Consider the following 19,647-nt stretch of genomic DNA (forward strand, 5'->3'; position numbering starts at 1 on the left):
ACCCCTGGGCCCCGGCCTTCGCCGGGGAGGCAGATTTTCTCAATCTCAACAGTCCATAGCCTTTTGTTTTCCTCAAGCAACGGCGCTGTTTTCGGTGAACCGAAAGCAGCTCTAACTGTTTGTCGCGTCTGACATTCTTCTTCGTGTAGGATAAGGGCCTGCCGATAGATCCGACCGGTGTTCCCATGCGCAAATCCACCCCTGTCGCCCGTTCCGGCCTGAACCCGACCGCGCGTGCCGCCGGCCTGTGGGCGTTGGTGATGGTGTTGGCGGGGCTTGCCGCCATGGTCTGGCTGGCCCGGCTGGATGGCCCGCCACCGCTGGAATGGCCTGCCGGGCTTCGGGGTGGTGTGGCCGTTTGGCTGGGTGGTGGCGTCCTGGCCTTTGCGGCTGTCATGCTGGTCCGTGCCGTGGCGGAGCGGGCGGGCGGCGTCGAGGAACGCCGCCATCTTTTGGCCCGCGCGCTGGAGGCGGCGCCGGTTGCGACCGTCATCATCGGCAGCGATGGACGTGCCCTGCACTATAATCCCGCCTTTCGCGATCTGGCACAGCCGGGGACCCAGCCGCCCTTGTCAGCGCTGGGTGCTGCGGCGGGGACCGGTCTGGCACCGCTGGAGATCAAACGGCTGCTGGCGGCGGTTGAGCGCGGGATGGACGGGGATGCGGAGATCAGTTTTGCCGATGCACGCCGGTTTCGTGTAACGGCGCGACCGCTTGACGGCATAACCGGCTGTTCGGTCTGGCAGGTTCAGGCCGTGGAGGCCGCACCCGCCCCGGTGATAGAGCCTACTCCGGCGCCGCCCGTACCGGTCGCCGATCTTGCGGAGATTGAGCGGCTGCGCTGCGATCTGGCGCGGATTGAGGAGCGGTTCCGGCGTTTCTTCGATTACGCTCCCATCGGTATTGCGCTGATCGATGCCGATCTGCGGCTGGCCGAATGCAATGACACCGTCCTGGCCCTGTCCGGCCTGTCGCGGGACGATGCGCAGGGCCGCCCTGTGGCCAATCTGTTCAAGCGGGATCAGCGCACGGCCATTCAGCAGCGCCTGTCGGCCATCCGCGATGGGGGTGAAGGCGGTCCCGTGCATGAGGCGCAACTGCGCGGCACCCACGGCCCGATCGTGCATCTTTATGCCCGTCGCGATGATGGTGCGCCCGCCGCCGGTGTGGTTCTGCATATGGTCGATATGACCAACCAGAAGAACCTGGAGGCGCAGTTCGTTCAGTCCCAGAAGATGCAGGCCATCGGGCAACTGGCCGGCGGCGTGGCACATGACTTCAACAATCTGCTGACGGCGATGATCGGCTTCTGCGATCTGCTGCTGCTGCGGCACAAGCCGGGCGACCATTCCTTCACCGACATCATGCAGATCAAGCAGAATGCCAACCGCGCCGCCAATCTGGTGCGCCAACTGCTGGCCTTTTCCCGACAGCAGACCTTGCAGCCGCGTGTTCTGTCCGTCACTGACGTTCTGGCCGAGCTGTCCAACCTGCTGCGCCGGCTGATCGGTGAGAATATCGAACTGAAGATGCTGCATGGTCGCGACCTGGGGCTGGTCAAGGTGGACCAGGGACAGTTGGAGCAGGTGATCATCAATCTCTGCGTTAACGCCCGTGACGCCATGGTGGAGACGGGCGGGCGGCTGACCGTCGTCACCTCCAACTTGGCAGTTGCCGATCCGGTACAGCGCGCGACGGAGACCATGCCGCCCGGTGATTATGTGGTGATCGAGGTGATCGATACCGGTGTGGGCATCCCGACTGAAAATCTCCAACGCATCTTTGAACCGTTTTTCTCCACCAAGGAGCTGGGGTCCGGCACCGGCCTGGGCCTGTCCACCGTCTATGGCATTGTGCGGCAGACGGGTGGCTTTGTGTTTGTCGACAGCGCACCGGGCGATGGCGCCAAATTCTCCATCTATCTGCCGCGATACCAGGAGGAAGGCGTGCAGGCCGCCACCCTGGACAAGGGCGAGAAGGGCAGCGCCGACCTGACCGGGACGGGCCGTATCCTTCTGGTGGAGGATGAGGACGCCGTCCGCGTCTTCTCCGCCCGCGCCCTTCGCAACAAAGGGTATGAGGTGGTGGAGGCGAAAAGCGGGGAGGAGGCCCTTGACCTGCTGCGCCGTCCTGACCGGCCAGAGGTGGATCTGATCGTCACCGATGTGGTGATGCCGCAACTGGACGGCCCGGCCATGATCCGCGCGGTTCGCGAGTTCATGCCCGACGTGAAGGTGATCTTCATCTCCGGCTATGCCGAAGAACGGTTCCGCAGCTCCGTCGGCGGTGGGGAGGTGGTGGAGTTCCTGCCCAAGCCTTTCAGCCTGAAACAGTTGGCCGGCAAGGTGAAGGAGGTCATGGAGCGGGTGTAGGGATGATGGTTGGGACCCGTAGGTCAGGTCGAGCCGGAGGCGAGCCCTGACAAACGACGGTGCCAATGAATGTCAGGGCTTGCCTCCGGCTCGACCTGACCTACGGCTACCAGCTTGTCAGCGTCGCCATGCAGCGACCATCACCATTGCCAGCGGCAGCAATGCCGAAAGGTCAACCAACGCGATGGTACGCAAAGGCCCTTCCGGCAAGCCGACCTGTACATAGACACCCAGGAAGCCCACGATGCTGGTGGCCACGATGAGCGAGCAGACGCGGCGGGAGGAAGGGTCGAACGCGGCAAAGCCGGCTGCCAGCATAATGGCCAGGAACAGGGCGCCGCGATGCTGGATGAGGGCCGCGGCAGGACCGTCCGGATCAACCCCATACAAGGTGGTGACCAGTTCCGGCGCGATCAGGACGGAGGCGGGCAATATATGGATGGCAGCCAAGGTCAGCCACGCTCCCTTCAACCAGATGCCATTCATTATTCCCCCCGCATAGACTGCACAGGGGCAATATTGGCCTCATGGATGTGCCGTCGCGATTACCTGTCAGGTAATGGCACGAAATTACCGGGCCAGTTTCGGTCCCGACTGTACGCTGACTTCACCTGTGCGGTTCAGGGCCTTGGCCAGCGCGTCCAGCCGGCGTTGCACGCTGTCGCCGGTCAGCATGGCGGCATCTTCGGGCAGCAGCAGGGTCAGCTTTTGATCCCCCAGGCGCAGCAATGTCCGCTGCAACAGGGTTGCCGCACCGCCGGTCAGCGTATGGGCCAGACGCAGGGCCAGCCCGACGATGTAGGCGCGGGCCAAGGCCCCCTCTTTCAGCAGCCCACGGGCCGGCGCCAGGATGGGGCTTTCCATGGTGCCGGCATAGCGGACATGGATGGCAGTGGCCAGGAAGGCGCGCTCTGCATGATCCACGCCCGCGAACGGCATGCGCAGGATACGCAGGAAGGCATGTTCGGCGCGGTAGTCGGGATGCTCGGCCCAGCCCAGATCGGACAGCAGACAGGCCGCCTGACGCAGGCGCCGGGCCGTCGGGTCCTCCCCTACGAACAGCGGCGCCGTCCAGCCGGTGAGGATTTCGGCATGACCGAAGCGGCCGATCCGTTCGGCCACATCCTCGCAGGCGGTGATCAGCGGGTCCTGCCGCTTTTCCGTCGCGTCCAGCAGGTCGTACAGATGCCCCTCACGCAGACCGTATGCGGAAAAGGTGACGCGCGACGGCTGCACTGCCTTCAGCACGCGTTCCATGACCAGGGCAGCCAGGGGCAGCGTGTCCAGGCGACGTTTCGACACGCCCGGCATCTTTTCCAGATTGCTGCGTCCGGCGCGGGCCACGGTGCCCGCGAATTCCGCCATGGCGGCACCATCCACGCTGTACTGGTGGATGATGTGCAGGGGATGGTTCACCTGCTCCAGATGCATCTTGGCCAGTGCGCGCCATGCGCCGCCGACCGGGTAATAGGTCCGGCCCTTGCCACGCGACAGCCAGTCCAGCTTGGACAGATGCTGATCGATCAGCTTGGCGGCGGGGCCGGGCTTTCCCTCCGTCGCCTCCAGCAGGCGCAGCGGTCCCAGCGGTGTGGTCACCTGCGCCCCGATCTCGCCCTTCTCCAGCAGCACCAGTTCCAGACTGCCACCGCCCAGATCACCGGCCAGCCCCTCGGCATTGGGGGCACCCGACAGCACGCCCAATGCGGCCAGCCGCGCCTCTTCCTCACCCGACAGGACATCGACGTGAAAGCCGGTGCGGCGCGTGATCTCCGCCACAAAATCGGCACCATCGGCGGCATCGCGCACCGCCGCGGTCGCCAGTACGTCGATGCGGCGGACCTGCATCCCCTCCAGCAGGCGGCGGAAGCGGACCAGATTATCCAGCGCCAGCACCACCCCATCGGGGTTCAGCTTGCCCGTGCGTTCCACCGTTTTGCCCAGGCTGGGCAGCACCTTTTCATTGAAAAGGGCGACGGGCGACCGAGTCAGTTTCTCATAGACGACGCAGCGCATCGAATTGGAACCGACATCGATGACCGCAAGGCGGTCGTCGGCATGGGCGTGATCCACGTTGGGGTGATCCGCTTTCAGTGACAACATCGGGAGAATGCCGGGTTAAGGGAAATTGCTCAACACCAGTTTCGGCGGCAGACGCGCCTCCGTCGTGGCACTGCCCCGACCCGAAAGGCTGGGGTTCGTCATGAAATAGGTATGAGCGTTAAAGCTTTCGAGGCAAGGCTCCACGCGGCGGTATGTCGCGTCGGGTTGCAGGACCCAGCTTTGCGTATTGTCCTTGAGGTTGGCGACCATGATCTGGTCCAGCACCTGCTGATGCACCGTCGGGTTTTCGATGGGCACAAGGGTTTCGATGCGGCGGTCCAGGTTGCGCGGCATCCAGTCGGCGGAAGAGATGTAAATCTTCGCCTGACGCGAGGGCAGGCCATGGCCATTGCCGAAACAGATGACGCGGCCATGTTCCAGGAAGCGGCCGACAATCGACTTCACATGGATATTGTCCGACAGGCCGGGCACGCCGGGGCGCAGACAGCAGATGCCCCGGATCACCAGTTCGATCTTTACCCCGTTCTGCGACGCCTCATACAGCTTGTCGATCAGCTTGGCATCGACAAGGCTGTTCAACTTTACCCAGATCTGGGCTGGGCGACCCGCATGGGCATGGGCGATTTCGGCGTCGATCAGTTCGAACAGACGCTGGCGCAGGGTGATGGGCGCGATGGCGATCTTTTCCAGCGCCCTGGGCGTGGCGTAACCCGTCATGTAGTTGAACATGTGGGCCGCGTCATGGCCCAGCGCGACGTCGCAGGTGAAGAAGGACAGGTCGGTGTAAACCTTGGCCGTGATCGGGTGGTAATTGCCGGTGCCGAAATGCACATAGGTGCGCAGGCCCTGGCTTTCGCGGCGGACCACCAGCGATACCTTGGCGTGGGTCTTCAGGTCGACAAAGCCATAGACCACCTGTACCCCGGCGCGTTCCATGTCGCGCGCCCAGCGGATATTGGCCTCTTCATCAAACCGCGCCTTCAACTCCACCAGCGCCGTCACCGACTTGCCCTGTTCGGCAGCGTCAATCAGGGCTGCCACGATGGGGCTGTTCTTGGACGTGCGATAAAGGGTCTGCTTGATGGCCAGCACATTGGGGTCGGCGGCGGCCTGGCGCAGGAACTGCACCACCACGTCGAAGCTTTCGAACGGGTGATGGACGACGATGTCCTTTTGCCGGATGGCTGCGAAGCAGTCGCCGCCGAAATCGCGGATACGTTCCGGGAAACGAGCATTGTAGGGCGGGAACAGCAGGTCGGGCCGGTCATCGCCGATGATCTGCTTGGTATCAGCCAGCCCGATCAGCCCATCCAGCACGAAGACATCATCGTTGGAGACGTTCAGTTCATCGACTAGGAAGGCGCGCAGTTCCTTCGACATGCCGGCATTGACGGCAAGCCGGATCACGCTGCCGCGCTTGCGCCGCTTCAGGGCAGATTCGAAGGTGCGGACCAGATCCTCCGCTTCTTCCTCGATTTCCATTTCGCTGTCGCGCAGCACACGGAACACGCCGCTGCCCTTCAGGACGAAGGGCGGGAACAGGCGGGAAATGAAGGTCAAGACCACCTGTTCCAGCAGGACATAGCGTGTCTCATTGCCGGGCAGGCGGATAAACCGCTCCAGCTGCGTCGGCAGCATGACCAGCGCGTCCAGATTGGCGCCCTTTTGCGGGTCGAACAATTGCAGGGCGAGGGCGAAACCGCTGGACGGCAGGAAGGGGAACGGGTGGGCCGGATCGACCGCGATGGGCGTCAGGACGGGGAAAATCTCGTCAATGAAACGGGCTTCCAGCCAGTCATGCTCCGACGCGGTCAATTCATCGGGATCGACAACCGCGATACCGCTGGTGCGCAGCAGCTTGCGCAGCATCAGCCAGCACACCTGCTGGTCGCGCATCACCTCCGTCACCCGGTAGTTGATGGCGGCCAGCTGCTGCGCCGGGGTCAGGTTATCGTCGGACGGAGTCGTGACCTTGGCCGCCACCTGTGCCTTCAGGCCGGCGACGCGGACCGTATAGAATTCATCCAGGTTGCTGGCCGAAATGGACAGGAACCGCAGCCGTTCCAGCAGCGGATGCTGATTATTGTATGCCTCCTCCAGAACACGCTGATTGAAGGCCAGCCAGGACAGTTCGCGGTTGATGAACCGTTCCGGGCTGTCGGCGTCGATGCCGCTCTTGGACGGGATCAGCGCGTTGGCGACCAGCGTGTCGGCCAGCAGGGTGTCAGGTTGCGTGGCGTTCGGCAGCGTATCGGGGGCGGCGGTCACAGCGATCTCGTCCTTCTGGTCCTGTGGGGCCGGAGCAGTATATGTTGCTTCTGTGACGGTTTTGGGTACACGGGTCCCGCGCGGGCGGCGACGCTGCCCTGCTGTTCCGGTTCCGCTATCCTTGCCATTGGTGGTCATGAAGACACTCTATCTGCTGCGGCACGCCAAATCGGACTGGGATGATCCACGGCTGGCCGACCATGACCGGCCGTTGAGCGCGCGGGGCCACCGCGCCGCCGCGACGATGGCGAATTATTGGACCGTGCGCAAGGGCGGGCCGCCACGCCCCGACCTTGTCGTCTGTTCCACCGCCACGCGCGCCCGCGCCACGCTGGAGATTGTGGCGGCATCCTGGGGCACCAGCCTGCCGCCAACCAGCTTTGACCGGTCCATCTATCTGTGCGGGGAGGAATTGCTGCTGGACCGGGTGAAGGCCTTGCCCGAACAGACAGGCACGGCCCTGTTCGTCGGCCATAATCCGGACTTCCAGCTTCTGGCCCGTGATCTGTGCGGTCGGGGGGAGGCGGGGCTTCGCCAGTCGCTGGCGACCAAGCTGCCTACATGTTCCTTTGTAGAAATTACCGTTCCGGACGGGATGAACTGGCGGGATCTGAGCTGGGGAAGCTGCACTCTGTCGGGTTTCACCCGACCGCGCGATCTGGAAGAACGGTAACCGTGGGTCATTGCCCCTTCCGTCCCATGCCGCACTGCGGTATGTGAAGGGATCATTTCCCGACGGAACCGACGCGCGAGCCCCCTTGAACGCCAAGCCCAAGGCCCCCCGCATTCCCCGCCCGGAGCGGGAGGTGGAAATCAAACTGCTGGCCGATCCGGCGGATCTGCCCCGCATCGCTTCCCTGTCGCTGATCCGCGAACGGCTGGTGATGCAGGCAGAGCCGGCGCGTCAGCATACGGCCTATTACGACACGCCCGGTCTGGCGCTGGCCAAGCGTGGTCTGGCCCTGCGCCTGCGCCGGCAGGGGATGAAGCGCGAACAGTCGGTCAAGACCATGTCGTCGGGCGAGGCGGGCGATGGCGCTGGCATTGCCGTCCGCCGCGAATGGCGCTGGGATGTGGCCGGCGACGGGCTGGATACCGGCCTGCTGCGTCAGGGGGACCTGTCGGAACTGATCCCCGCCGATGCGCTGGACAGCCTTTCCCCCCTGTTCACCACCGATGTGCAGCGCACCATCCTGCTGCTGCGTGCGGGTGATGAGGGGCGGGTGGAACTGGCACTGGATCTGGGGCAGGCCCAGGTCATGTCTCCGGATGGACAGCCGTCGGCCCGCCACACGATCAGCGAGGTGGAACTGGAGCTGAAACAGGGGGAGGTGGCGGACCTGTTCCGGCTGGCCGCCGACATCCATGCCCGCGTGCCGCTTCGCCTGTCGACCCGCAGCAAGGCCGATCTGGGGCTGGCCCTGCTGACGGGCGCACAGCCGCGCGCGCATGCCGTGCGGCCCCTGGGTATCACGCCCATCACCACCGTGATGGAGGCGTTCCGCCATATCGGGCGCAACGGTCTGGCCCATCTTCTGGACAATCAGCCGGCCTTTACCGAAGCCATGGGCGATCCGGCGGCCCTGCGCGAAATGGCGTCGGCGGTACGGCGGCTGATCACGGCCTATGGCCTGTTCGCCGACCTGATCCATACCGACCAGGGCGATGCGCTGCGCGATCAGTTGAAGGTGCTGGGTCGCCGGCTGGAAAGGGCGCGCGACTGGCAGAAGCTGGCCATGGCCCTGACCGAACTGCCGCAGGAGGCCCGCAAGGGCGCCGTCGGGCCGGTATCAGCGGCCCGGGCCAAGGCATTGGACAAGGCCATGCGCCTGCTATCTTCCCCGGAATGGACGGGCTGGCAGCTGGAATTCGCGGCCTGGCTGGAGGCCGGCGACTGGGCACGCCAACCCCATGGCTGCCCGTTCGGCACCACCCTGTCGGAAATCGCCGGCGACATGCTGCGGCTGCGTCTGGATGCCCTGCGCGCTGTCGGTCTGCCGGGGGATGTCGCGACCGCCATCAAGGCCCATAAGCGCCTGCGCAAGCTGCGCTATGATCTGGATTTCTGCCGCGCCGTGTGGCCCGCCGAACGGGTGGACCCGTTGCAGCGCGCCGTCGATGCCCTGCGTACGCCAATGAAGCAGGTGGCGGATGACATGAACGCGGCGGGTTTGCTGGATAAGATTGAACAGTCCGCCGCCGCTGACGCCCTGCGCAAGCGTGCTGTCGCTGCATTGAAGCCGCTGCCGGCCTTATGGACGGCGTTTCTGGCGGCGGATGTGGTGGCGGTGGCGGCCTGATCAGGCCAAGGGTCGGATCAGGATTTCTGCGGGAATACCCAACCTTTCATGAAGACGGCGGATCATGCCGATGGACAGGCTGCGCCGCCGGTTCAGGATTTCCGCCACCCGTGTCCGGGTACCGATCATTGGTTCCAGATCCTTGCGCGTCAGTCCCATCTGTTCCATGCGGAACTTTATGGCCTCCACCGGGTCGGGCGGGTCCATCGGATGATGCTCCGCCTCATAGGCATCAATCAGCGTCGCCAGAATATCCAGCCTGTCCCCATCGGGCGTGCCGCTGGCGGCACCCCAGAGCTGTTCGACCTGCTCCAGGGCCGCGTCATAATCTGCTTCGGTGCGGATGGGCTTCAACTCAGCCATCATATCCAATCTCCGTCACGTCGATGCGGTCATAGTCACGGTGGCTTCCCAGCCATTTGATCCAGACGATGCCCTTGTCATAATCCACCGCCACGACAAGCCGGTACGCATTGCCCTTGATATTGAAGACTACCCGGTCAGAAGACACGATGCTTGCCGTGGCATAAGACCGCCTGATGTCCGCACTATTGGACCAGCGCGCCTTCTGTGCTTCCGCGAACCATGCATCCAACGCGGCCTTTACCGCCGGCTGGTCCTTGTGACCCGCCAGATTGTCCACGAAGGCGCGCAAGGTGCTGCGAGCAATGATCCTCATGTTCGGAGGATATCATGCGCCCAAAATGGGCGCAACCTCACGCTACCCCGAACCGATACTCACTGCGCGTCCGGAAGTGCTGCCCCGGTCGCAGGATCGTGCCGGGGAAGCCCGGTTGGTTGGGGCTGTTCTGGAAATGCTGGGGTTCCAGGCAGACGCCGCAATGGGGTTTGTAGATGGCGCCGCCACGGCCCACCATGTCCACGCCGTTGGCGGTGAAAAGCTGTAAACCGGGTTCGGTGGTCCAGAGTTCCATTGTCCGGCCGCTGCCGGGATGGGACAGGCGGGCGGCCTTGCGCATGCTGCCACCATGGGGGCCACGGATCACGAAGCAGTGATCATAGCCGCCACCGATACGCATCTGTTCTTCAGGTGAGGCGATGTCGCGACCAATAGGTTTGGGCGCGCGGAAATCCAGCGCCGTGCCGTCGACGGGCCTGATCTCCCCGGTCACCATCTTGTCGGGACCGAAGGCGGTGAAGCCATCGGCCTCCAGGGTCAGCAGGTGGTCATGGACCAGGGAACCCGGCACGCCGGACAGGTTGAAATAGCCGTGATGGGTGGGGTTCAGGACCGTGGGGCGAGTGGTCAGCGCCGCGATATCCAGGCAGAAGCGGTAGTCGGCGGTCAGGCTGTAGGTGACGCTGATGCCCAGTTCGCCGGGGAACCCCTGATCCCCATCCGCCGACAGCAGGGTCATGCGCACGGCGGCACCGTTCAGGATCTGGCCCTGCCAGTTGCGCCTGGCAAAGCCCACCGGCCCGCCATGGGAGGAATGTTTGGACCCGCCCGTGTCCAGCACCACCTCCCGCCCATCCAGCGGAAAGCGGCCGTTGCCGATGCGCCCGGCATAGCGGCCAACCAGCGTGCCGAAATTGCGGGACTTGGTGCGGTAGCTTTCGAAATCATCCAGGCCAAGGACGATGTCGGCGAAATTCCCCGCCTTGTCCGGCATGATCAGGTTGGTGACGGCGGCACCATAGGTCATGACCCGCAGGCTGGCGCCCTTGCCGTTGGACAGGGTGTAGAGCGTCACCGGCGACCTATCCGGCATCTGTCCGAACACCTGTTCCGTCACGCCCGGCCTGCCGGTTACCCGCGCAGCACAACTGGCCAGTGGCAGGGCGGCCAGGGAGGAGAACAGGGCGCGGCGGGACAGGATCATGGTCATGATGGTCGCATTTCCCAAGGTGCAAACAAAAAGGGGCCGGGACGCGGATCACGCATCCCGGCCCCCGTCAAAGACCCATCTTACAGCTTGTAGCGGGCACCCAGATAGAACTGACGACCCGTATGGTGGTACACATAGGTGGAGTTGCGGACGCCATCCAGCTCGCCATGATACTGGCGGTTGGCTTCATCTGTGAGGTTCAGCGCCTCAAACGAGACGGAGAAATTCTCGGTCACGTTATAGGAGGCCGAGGCATCGAACGTGGTCGTCGCGGACTTGCCGATGGCCACGATGCCGCGCGTACCGGCATTGGCTGCCGGCACCTGCTGATAGTAGCCGGAACGGTAGGCGACGGAGATGCGGGCGTTGAACTTCTCCCCGTCATCGTAATAGAGCGTGCCGTTCCAGGCGTCAGGCGACAGGTTGACCAGATCCGCCGTGACATAGGCATTGCAGGCCGAGGTCGAGCAATAGTCGATCTTCGACGATACATGCGTGTAGTTGGCCTGCACGCCCAGATTATTGAACCCTTCCGGCAGGAAGCTGAACGGGGCTTGGAAGCTGACCTCAAAGCCCTTCAGCGGACCGCCCGGCGTGTTGGTCGGCGTGCTGAACACGTAGGTCAGGTTGGGATCGCGGCCACCACCAGCCGGGAATGCTTCGGCATTCATGGAAGTCAGCTGCGCATAGGTCAGCGTCTGCTGCGTGGTCTGCACGAAGGTGGAGATGTCCTTGTAGAACCAGGCGACGGAGATCAGCGATTCCGGCGCGAAGTACCATTCAAGCGACAGGTCCGCCGTATCGGCACGGTAGGGTTCCAGCGTGACATTGCCCAGGGACGCGCTGGGGTTCGGGGCGTTCAGGGCCGACAGGGTGAAGACCGGCGTCAGGTTTGAGACCGGCGGCCGTGACAGCACCTTGGCGGCGGCGGCGCGCAGGATCACGTCTTCCACCGGCTCCAGCGACAGGTTGATGGAGGGCAGAGTGTCCTTGTAGCTGTTCTTGCCGGTCACGGGGCGGGTGGCGTTGCTGATGAAGGAATAGCCGGTGGCCGTGACATCGGTCTTCACCTGACGCACGCCGATATTACCGCGGAACGGCATATCGCCCAGTTCGGTATTCCAGTCGACCTGCGCCCAGAAGCCCAGCGACTCTTCCTTCACATTGCGCCAGTTGGCCAGGGTAGCGCTGTTTTCCAGGCCCTGGCTGCGGAAATCACCGCCCGCAACGCCCGTATCGCAATTGCAGTTGATGTTGAACAGCTTCTCAAACGCGGCCAGATCGGGGACCAGCCAGCTGGTCGGCGTGCCGGTGGGCAGGTTCAGACCCTTGCCGAAGCCGGTCAGCAGCTTGGTCACGCTGGCCAGCGTGGTGCCAGCGGGCAGGGCGGGGGCGACATTGCTGGTGGCCGAGGGGCGGGCGAAGGCCTGGGCGTCGGACTTGAACCGCTTCCAGTTGACACCGCCTTTGGCGCTGAACGTGTCATTGATGTCCCAGGCCAGATCACCCTGTGCCGTGTCATAGGTGTTGGTCTGGAAGGTCGGGTTCATGCGGATTTCCGACCGGGGATTGGCGCCGGTCGGGCCGGTGAACGTCCAACTGGACGGGTTGGTGACGTCAAACCCGTAATCGATCAGCGGCAGGTTCGAATTCTCGCGGAAATCCCAGCTGTAGCCATCGGTATTCTGCCGGTCCATCAGGACCGTGGTCTGGACCGGATTATCGAACTTTGACTTGGCCCGGCCACCCGTCACGCTGCCGCGTACCGTCTCGCTGAACTCGTGATCCACGTTCAGTGTGTATTGCGTGAACTCAGTCTTCAGCACGTCGAAGCGCTGTTCGGACCGGATGTCCATGTCGTCCAGCTTGGCATAGACCATTTCACCGGTCTGGGGATCGACCACAGCCTGGACAATGTCCACTTCCGGCTTGCCGCCCTGAGACGCGTTGCGGCTCAGCGACCAGGCTTCCAGGAAGTTTTCCTGACGCGTGCTGTCCAGCTTGGAATAGAGCACGTCGAAGCTGACGGTGGTGTTGCCCTCGTTCGGCTTGGCCTGCAAGGACAGGGTGGCACCGGTGCGTTCCTGATTATGGACCAGACGGCCATAGCGCGGGATGCGCGGGTGGAAGACGCCGCCGGCAGAAGAGGCGCCGCCGGGCAGGGCCGCCGGATTCTGGAAGCCGTTATCGCCATTGGCGGGGCCCCAGCGCACCGAACTGAACCCTTCTTCCAGCAGGTCCCGTTCCGAATAGGCGACCGACAGCAGCGCGCCCACCTGATCGTCCAGCCAGGTGTTGGACAGCAGGACGGCACCGCGCGGGTCCACCTTCTCCGACAGGTCATTATAGCCGGCCTGGGCCGACGCGGCGGCGGTGAAGCCGTTGAAATCGAAGGGGCGCGAGGTTTTCAGATCGACGGTGGCGCCCAGCGAGCCTTCCTCGACCTCGGCGGACGCGGTCTTGCGCACCGTGATGTTGTTGAACAGTTCGGATGCGAAGACATTGAAATCGAAGCCACGGCCACGGTTGGTGCCGCCGGAGCTGTCGGTGGCGCCGGTGGTGGCCTGCGCCTCGATCCCGTTGATACGGGTGCGGGTGAATTCAGAGGAGAGGCCGCGAACGGTCAGCGAACGGCCTTCGCCCGCGTCGCGGTCGATGGAAACGCCGGGGATACGCTGAATGGACTCGGCCAGATTGGTATCGGGGAAGTCCGCAATATCCTCGGCACTGATCGCATCGACGACACCGGCCTCGTTACGCTTGATGTTCAGCGAGTTGGCAAGGCTGGCGCGGAAACCGGTAACCACGATCTCTTCCAGGACCGCACCGCTGTCGGTCTGGGCCGGGGCCTGCTGGGCCTGTGCATTCGTGGCGGAAACGGCCATGGACAGGGCGAAAGCCGAGACGCCATAAGGAATTGCGCGGCGAAGGCCACGATGGATACGGGACATGGGATTCCTCCTCCTGTTCGGGACCTCGATGCTTTGTCGCACCGTTTATCCCCTTTTTGCATCAGTGACGGGCGATTTTGCTTGCCAATTGTCACCGGTGTCATAAGAAACTATGCATGGTTTGAAACGGAACGCAAGCGGTGGAAACAGGAAACGAAACAAACTTTGTTCCTGTGGCACAGATGCGAACCAACGACCGGCGATAATACAGGGCAGGCGGATGAACCGCCGCCATGGCCAGGGAAGGACACCGAAAATGGCGCATGCGAAACGGTTGCGGACAGGGGTGGCGCTGCTTGCCCTGTTGACGGGGGCCTTGCCTGTGGCGGGGGCGGATGCACCCGATGGGCTGCTGTTCCGGGTCACGGGTGACAAGGGGCTGGTGGCCGACCGTGCCGTGGGCGACGCGCGCCCCACCTTTGCCGACAAGGTGGCTGTGGTGCCGCAGGGCGGCGCGTCCGGTGCCTATCTCCAGGCCGCCGATGATCAGGTCCTGGCCTGGGCAGCCCCCGGCAATATCAGGGCGCAGCGTGGGACGCTCAGCTTTTTCTGGCGGTCCCGCTATCCCGTTGGCAGCAATCCGTTTCCGCTGTTCCGCGTGTCCTTTGCCAATCACAGCAGCTGGGACATGGCCTTCCTGCGCCTGGACTGGAACGGCAAGGGGTTCGACGGATTCGTGACCGATACGAATCTGGCTCGCGTGCGGGTTTCCTGGGAAATGCCCGCGACCCCGGCGCCCGACGCCTGGACCCATATTGCGTTTGCCTGGGATGAAGCGACGGGGGTGCAGCTTTACGTGAACGGCGCCCTGGTGGCCCGCAAGGATCAGCCGGCCTCCCTGGATGCCAGCCTGGATCAGTTCGGGCCACACAGCCGCATCATCAGCCCGATCCAGGTGCAAAGCCGGTATAATTTCCTGCGTGGCGGCGATATCGACGATATCCGCATCCATGACCGCGCCCTGGATGCGACATCCATCAAGACCCTGGCCCAGGGCGGGGAACCGGTGTCATTGCCGGCGGCGCCGGATGGCTGGTCCGCGTGGGCGCATCGCAACGGCTTTGACCGTCCTGACGATCCGCCGCCCTATCTGGCCGATGCCAGCACACGCATCCGCAAGGTGGAATTCACCGAACAGCGCGATATCGCGCTGCGTATGTGGAAGGGCAATGACGGTATCCGGGAAACCACCTGGCCCGGCGTCTATAACCGTTCCCGTCTGGCCGGACGCCACGATTATTTCACCCTGCCGGACTGGAATGTCTATTCCATGGGTGGCAAGTCCGGGACCTGGTTCCTGCCCGATGAACCGTTCAATCAGGTCGAAATCCAGGGCGCTGCCTATGGCAAGCTGGGCTGGGTAAAGGGGGGCAAGGTTCCGGAAGGAAACGGCCAGATCACCACGGATGGCGACCTGCTTGCCAAACGCCGGGCGGGGACCGAACGCAGCACCACCCGACTGAAGCAGGAGGCGGCAGGCGGTGCCCTGCGCTTTGTGAACGAGGCGCAGGAAACCCCGATCCAGGAGATCGGTGCCTATCATGTCGGCCCTGGCGCGGCGCCCGCCGGGCTGGGTGATTTCCATTTCAACCTGCGTCTGGCGGCGGAGCCGGATTTCACAGCCATCCTGCCGCTGCGTCGTTTCATTGAAGGCCGCTATCCGGAGGGGGAACGTGACGTGATCGTCGCCATTCCCGATGGCGGCGTGCCGACCCGCAAGCGCGTGACGCCGCCGGCAACCAAGGGCCGGCCCGTGGCCCATATCGCCATTCCCATGGATTTCCGCCGGCAGGAGCCGGGTCTGCCGCTGTACCGTGCCAGCACGGAAGGGTTTGAGAATATTGGCGGGCTGGACGGGATCGAACTGGTGATCCCGGCTCTGGACGTGAAGCCGACCCACAAGGGCGGACTGGTCGCCCTGAACATCCGGGTCAAGGACCCGCTGACGCCCGAACGCGACCTGATGGATGTTAATGTCGCGATCAAGCCGGGGGAGGCGCGGACCCTGTGGCTGGATACGCGCGACCGCATCCTGCCGTCCGACAAGCCGCTATACCTGACCATCGCCTCATCTGCGCCAGACTTTTCGATGGCGAAGCTGGATGGGGCTTCGCTGCGGCTGGTGTTCAAGACCAAGGCGGAGGCCAAGGCCGAGCATGCGTCCGACCGTGAACGCCAGATCCAGGACAATTACGGCTTCCTGGTGGAGGAACGGCAAAGCAGCCGGAACCTGGGCCTGTTCCAACGCTTTTATGAGGATGTAACCGACCTTCTGCGCATTGATCCCGACAATAAGGTCGGCAATGGCTACTGGTCGGAATGGAACCCGCAGCAGCCGCTGCCGCCCGTTGATCTGGAGGCACCGCCGCCGGGTGTGCCCGCCTGGGCCTGGGGCCAGACCCGCTATCTGGCGCAGGTCCGGTCCTTCGTGAACTGGTGGATTGACCACCGGCAGGTTGAAGGGGAATTCGGCGGGGGCCTGTCGGATGATACCGACCTGACCAATCAATGGCCGGGCCTGGCCCTGATGGGCGTGGACCGGGAGAAGCTGACCAAGTCCCTGTCCGACATGATTGAGGCTGTTCATGCCAATGGCATGCTGACCAACGGTCTGGGCACCATCGTCACCGATGAACTGCATGTCTATGAGGAAGGGATCAACGCACAGTCGCAGATGTCGCTGCTGACCCCCGGCGATCCGCAGGCCGTGGAACGGCTGATGGAGACGGCGGCCAACTTCCCCGACCTGACGGCGGTCAATCCCAAGGGCAACCGCCTGCTGGTCTCCAACTATTTCGGGGCCGGGCACATCGTCAAGGAAGCGCCCTGGCAGTGGTCGAAGCCTTATTCGTACCTGATCTTCCATCCCGGCATCCGGCTGGTGGAGATCAATGGCGATCCGGCCACCAAGAAACTGCTGCTGGAACTGGCCGATGGCTATCTGGCCCATGGCAAGCAGGCGGCGGACGGTAGCTGGACCTTCCCGTCGGAGATCAACTGGCCCGATGGCGCCACGCGGGGCAATGCCGGGCCGGAACAGACCAATCTGTTGATGTGGGCGGCGTATCGCTGGACGGGTGATGCCAAATATCTTCGGCCTATCGAACAGGTGCTGCGCAGGGGCGGGCTGTCGGCGCTGGCCGGTATTGTCAGCAGCGATCTGGCCATCGACCTGAAACGCACCGACCTGCGGGCCGCTATTCTGGAACAGGCGAAGGCCGACCGCTATGCCAGCCCCTATACCTACCATACGGCCTGGGTCGCGACGGAGGACAAGGGCTGGCTGGTCAAGCAGTATGACAATCAGCGGCAGTTCGCGACGCTGCGTATGGAGATGATGACCGCCGATCACTGGTGGACCGACCGTGTCGAGCTGCCGACCCAGGAATTGCAGCGTCAGCGTCTGGGCGGTGTCGCGCTCTATCGCAATGCCATCGTGCGCGGCAACCGCATCGAATGGGATTTCGATGACAAGGATGGGGCCGAGAAGGTTGCCATCCTGGTGAAGGAGCCGACCCGAACCGGATTCCGTGTCCTGGCCCATAACCTGTCCGACAAGCCGGTTATCGCCCGGATCATCGGTGCCGATGTCGCCACCGGCGACTGGGCGCTGGCCGAAGGCATTGATGCCGACGGCGATGACAAGGCGGATAGCAGCGCCAGCCGCAAGATCGCCTTTGGCGAAGGTCAGGCGGTTTCGGTCACCCTGGCGTCGGGCCGGACCAGCGTGTTCGACTTCGTCCTGTCAGGGCCTGAACAGGATCTGACCCAGCGTCCGGACCTTGCCATCGCGGCGCGTGATGTGGTGCGGGTAAAGGGCAGGGTGGATGTGACCGTCCATAATATCGGTTCGGTGCCTACCCCCACGGGCCGTGTCAGGATGTTGGCCGCCGATGGCTCCGTCCTGGCGGAGGCACCGCTGCCGTCCATCGCGGCACCGCTGGACCTGAAGCCCAAGGTGGCGAAGGTCACCTTGAAGGCCCCGGCGGGGGCGGTGTCGGTGGATGTCCTGTTGGATGGCGGGGCCGTGGAAGCACGCGCCGACAATAACAAGGTGATGCTCCGCTGAGGTGCCGGGGGTGGCAGCGTCCATTGGACTTGTCACCCCCACAACAATCGGATTGGACGCACCGTGTGGCGGGTCTATAGGCTGGGGCTTGGATACCCGCCACCGGTGCCTTCATGCCCGTCAATCTCACCCTGTTTTTCTGTTCGGTCCTGATCTGGGGCTCGACCTGGTACGCCATCACGTTCCAGTTGGGGGCGGTGCATCCGGCCGTGTCGGTGGCGTACCGGTTCCTGTTGGCGGGCAGCGCGCTGCTGGGCTGGCTGGCGCTGCGCCGGCAGCCGATTCTGCCGAAGCGGGGCGGCTGGGGCCTGATTCTGGGGGCAGGGCTGCTGAACTTCTCCTTGAACTATTTCATGGTCTACAAGGCCACCGCTCTGTTGCCATCGGGTCTGGTGGCCGTGGCGGGGTCGGTTCTGTCCTTGATGAATGTTGTCAATGCCCGGCTGTTCCTGGGGCAGCCTATGCGGCCCGCCGTCCTGGCCGGCGGCATCATGGGGGTGGTGGGTGTCTTGCTGCTATTCACGCCGGAACTGGATGGCGGAATGCTGACCGGTGGGGCCTTGATCGGATTCGGCCTCATGATGGTCTCGAACTACTCCGCGTCGCTGGGTAACATGGTTGTCTCCAAGACGCGCAAGGCGGAAATGCCGCTGATCGGCACCACGGCTTGGTCCATGCTGGTCGGTGCCGGCATCATGGTGGTCGTGGCCCTGGTGCAGGGCGCCAGCTTCGCCATCGTGCCGTCGACCCCCTATTTCCTGTCGCTAGCCTATCTGGCGCTGTTCGGCTCCATCGCGGCTTTCCTGTGCTATTTCACGCTGTTGGGCCGTATCGGGCCGGGCCGGTCGGGCTATGTCGCCATCATGACGCCGGTCGTCGCCCTGGTCATTTCGACGATGTTCGAGGATTACCATTGGACGCCCGCCGGCATTGCCGGCCTGCTTCTGGCCGTTCTGGGCAATCTTCTGGTCATGGCGCCGGCCTCATTGGGGGCCCTTCTGCGGCGTCAGCCGGCCTGATCCCGCATAAAGATTGGGGCCATGCGCACTTCGCGTGTGTTCGGATGCTTGCCCCCATGCTTTCGGTGGTGTATTCCCACCGCTGAATTGGCGGAGCGTGGCGCAGCCTGGTAGCGCGGCTGGTTTGGGTCCAGCAGGCCGGAGGTTCGAATCCTCTCGCTCCGACCATTTCCCTTACGGTTCAACCATCAGTCACAGGGTTCGCCATGAAGGTCCGGATTTACCAGCCGTCCAAGACCACCATGCAGTCCGGCCGCGGCAAGGTCGGTGACTGGGTGTTGGAATATGAACTGGCCACCCCGCGCCGTCCGGAACCCATGATGGGCTGGACCAGCTCCGGCGACACGTTGAACCAGGTGCGCGTCAAGTTCCCGACCAAGGAGGCAGCATTGGCCTTCGTCGCCAAGAAGGGCTGGGACGCCGATGTCGCCGAATGGCAGGAACGCCGGGTGATCCCCAAGAATTACGCGGATAATTTCCGCACCGATCGTCCACGCATCGGTCGGTTCTGATCCCGAACCCTATCCGGCCCCATAGCTCAGCTGGATAGAGCACTCGCCTTCTAAGCGAGCGGTCGCAGGTTCGAATCCTGCTGGGGTCGCCAAACATCTGCTCGAAAGGGCCGCCCGTCCGATGTGACGGGCGGCCCTTTTCGTTTCCGGAGCGGCGCTAGAGCGTGTTTCCGTTGACCGGGCTCACGCTCTAGAGCGTGATGAGATTAGGTTTGTTTGTACCCTGCATTTGTAAGATAATTTGA

At 63.7% G+C, this 19,647-nt stretch carries 13 protein-coding genes and 2 tRNA genes; 8 read left to right on the plus strand and 7 right to left on the minus strand.

Annotated elements, in window-relative coordinates; translation table 11 throughout:
* Window positions 1–185: 185 nt before the first annotated feature.
* Window positions 186–2,372 carry a PAS domain-containing hybrid sensor histidine kinase/response regulator gene (locus ACODSP_RS27130; protein WP_488968639.1) on the plus strand — a complete coding sequence of 729 codons (2,187 nt, stop codon included), beginning with the start codon at window positions 186–188 and terminating at the stop codon, window positions 2,370–2,372.
* A 117-nt stretch (window positions 2,373–2,489) separates the two neighbouring features.
* On the opposite strand, the gene ACODSP_RS27135 is transcribed toward ACODSP_RS27130, so the two are convergent.
* The 3 genes from ACODSP_RS27135 to ACODSP_RS27145 all read right to left on the minus strand — a co-directional run bounded on the left by ACODSP_RS27135 (window position 2,490) and on the right by ACODSP_RS27145 (window position 6,839).
* On the minus strand, window positions 2,490–2,858 hold the full coding sequence (locus tag ACODSP_RS27135) for a hypothetical protein (RefSeq protein WP_488968640.1): 369 nt from the start codon (window positions 2,856–2,858) through the stop codon (window positions 2,490–2,492).
* Window positions 2,859–2,942: 84 nt separating this feature from the next.
* Entirely contained in the window at window positions 2,943–4,442 is a 1,500-nt protein-coding gene (locus ACODSP_RS27140; protein ID WP_488968641.1) for a Ppx/GppA phosphatase family protein, read from the minus strand.
* 45 nt (window positions 4,443–4,487) lie between these two features.
* Entirely contained in the window at window positions 4,488–6,839 is a 2,352-nt protein-coding gene (locus ACODSP_RS27145; protein ID WP_488968642.1) for an RNA degradosome polyphosphate kinase, read from the minus strand.
* On the opposite strand from ACODSP_RS27145, the gene ACODSP_RS27150 reads away from it, so the two are divergent.
* Both ACODSP_RS27150 and ACODSP_RS27155 read left to right on the plus strand, forming a co-directional pair.
* Entirely contained in the window at window positions 6,838–7,374 is a 537-nt protein-coding gene (locus tag ACODSP_RS27150; protein WP_488968643.1) for a SixA phosphatase family protein, read from the plus strand. The two genes, ACODSP_RS27145 and ACODSP_RS27150, sit on opposite strands and share 2 nt — an antisense overlap.
* Window positions 7,375–7,459: 85 nt before the next feature.
* Window positions 7,460–9,001 (plus strand): CYTH and CHAD domain-containing protein, encoded by a 1,542-nt coding sequence (locus ACODSP_RS27155; RefSeq protein WP_488968644.1) that lies wholly within the window; start codon window positions 7,460–7,462, stop codon window positions 8,999–9,001.
* Here ACODSP_RS27155 and ACODSP_RS27160 read toward each other — a convergent pair whose 3' ends face one another.
* The 4 genes from ACODSP_RS27160 to ACODSP_RS27175 all read right to left on the minus strand — a co-directional run bounded on the left by ACODSP_RS27160 (window position 9,002) and on the right by ACODSP_RS27175 (window position 13,802).
* Entirely contained in the window at window positions 9,002–9,367 is a 366-nt protein-coding gene (locus tag ACODSP_RS27160) for a helix-turn-helix domain-containing protein (protein WP_444733175.1), read from the minus strand. It lies immediately after the preceding gene.
* Window positions 9,357–9,680, minus strand: coding sequence for a type II toxin-antitoxin system HigB family toxin (locus ACODSP_RS27165; RefSeq protein WP_488968645.1), 324 nt, complete (start codon window positions 9,678–9,680; stop codon window positions 9,357–9,359). Before ACODSP_RS27165 ends, ACODSP_RS27160 begins: the two co-directional genes overlap by 11 nt.
* Window positions 9,681–9,717: 37 nt before the next feature.
* Window positions 9,718–10,851 (minus strand): aldose epimerase family protein, encoded by a 1,134-nt coding sequence (locus ACODSP_RS27170; RefSeq protein ID WP_488968646.1) that lies wholly within the window; start codon window positions 10,849–10,851, stop codon window positions 9,718–9,720.
* 80 nt (window positions 10,852–10,931) lie between these two features.
* On the minus strand, window positions 10,932–13,802 hold the full coding sequence (locus ACODSP_RS27175) for a TonB-dependent receptor (protein WP_488968647.1): 2,871 nt from the start codon (window positions 13,800–13,802) through the stop codon (window positions 10,932–10,934).
* Window positions 13,803–14,058: 256 nt separating this feature from the next.
* Here ACODSP_RS27175 and ACODSP_RS27180 point away from each other — a divergent pair, with 256 nt between their 5' ends.
* The 5 genes from ACODSP_RS27180 (at window position 14,059) to ACODSP_RS27200 (ending at window position 19,494) form a co-directional block, all read left to right on the plus strand.
* The gene (locus ACODSP_RS27180) at window positions 14,059–17,871 is read left to right on the plus strand and encodes a LamG-like jellyroll fold domain-containing protein (protein ID WP_488968648.1); all 3,813 of its coding nucleotides are present in this window, start codon (window positions 14,059–14,061) and stop codon (window positions 17,869–17,871) included.
* A gap of 113 nt (window positions 17,872–17,984) precedes the next feature.
* Entirely contained in the window at window positions 17,985–18,890 is a 906-nt protein-coding gene (locus tag ACODSP_RS27185; RefSeq protein WP_488968649.1) for a DMT family transporter, read from the plus strand.
* 91 nt (window positions 18,891–18,981) lie between these two features.
* Window positions 18,982–19,058 (plus strand) — tRNA-Pro (locus ACODSP_RS27190).
* Between the two features lie 38 nt (window positions 19,059–19,096).
* Window positions 19,097–19,402 (plus strand): ETC complex I subunit, encoded by a 306-nt coding sequence (locus ACODSP_RS27195; RefSeq protein ID WP_054169523.1) that lies wholly within the window; start codon window positions 19,097–19,099, stop codon window positions 19,400–19,402.
* A gap of 15 nt (window positions 19,403–19,417) precedes the next feature.
* Window positions 19,418–19,494: transfer RNA gene (locus ACODSP_RS27200), tRNA-Arg, on the plus strand.
* Window positions 19,495–19,647: the final 153 nt, after the last annotated feature.

This window comes from Niveispirillum sp. FG156 (assembly GCF_057809555.1).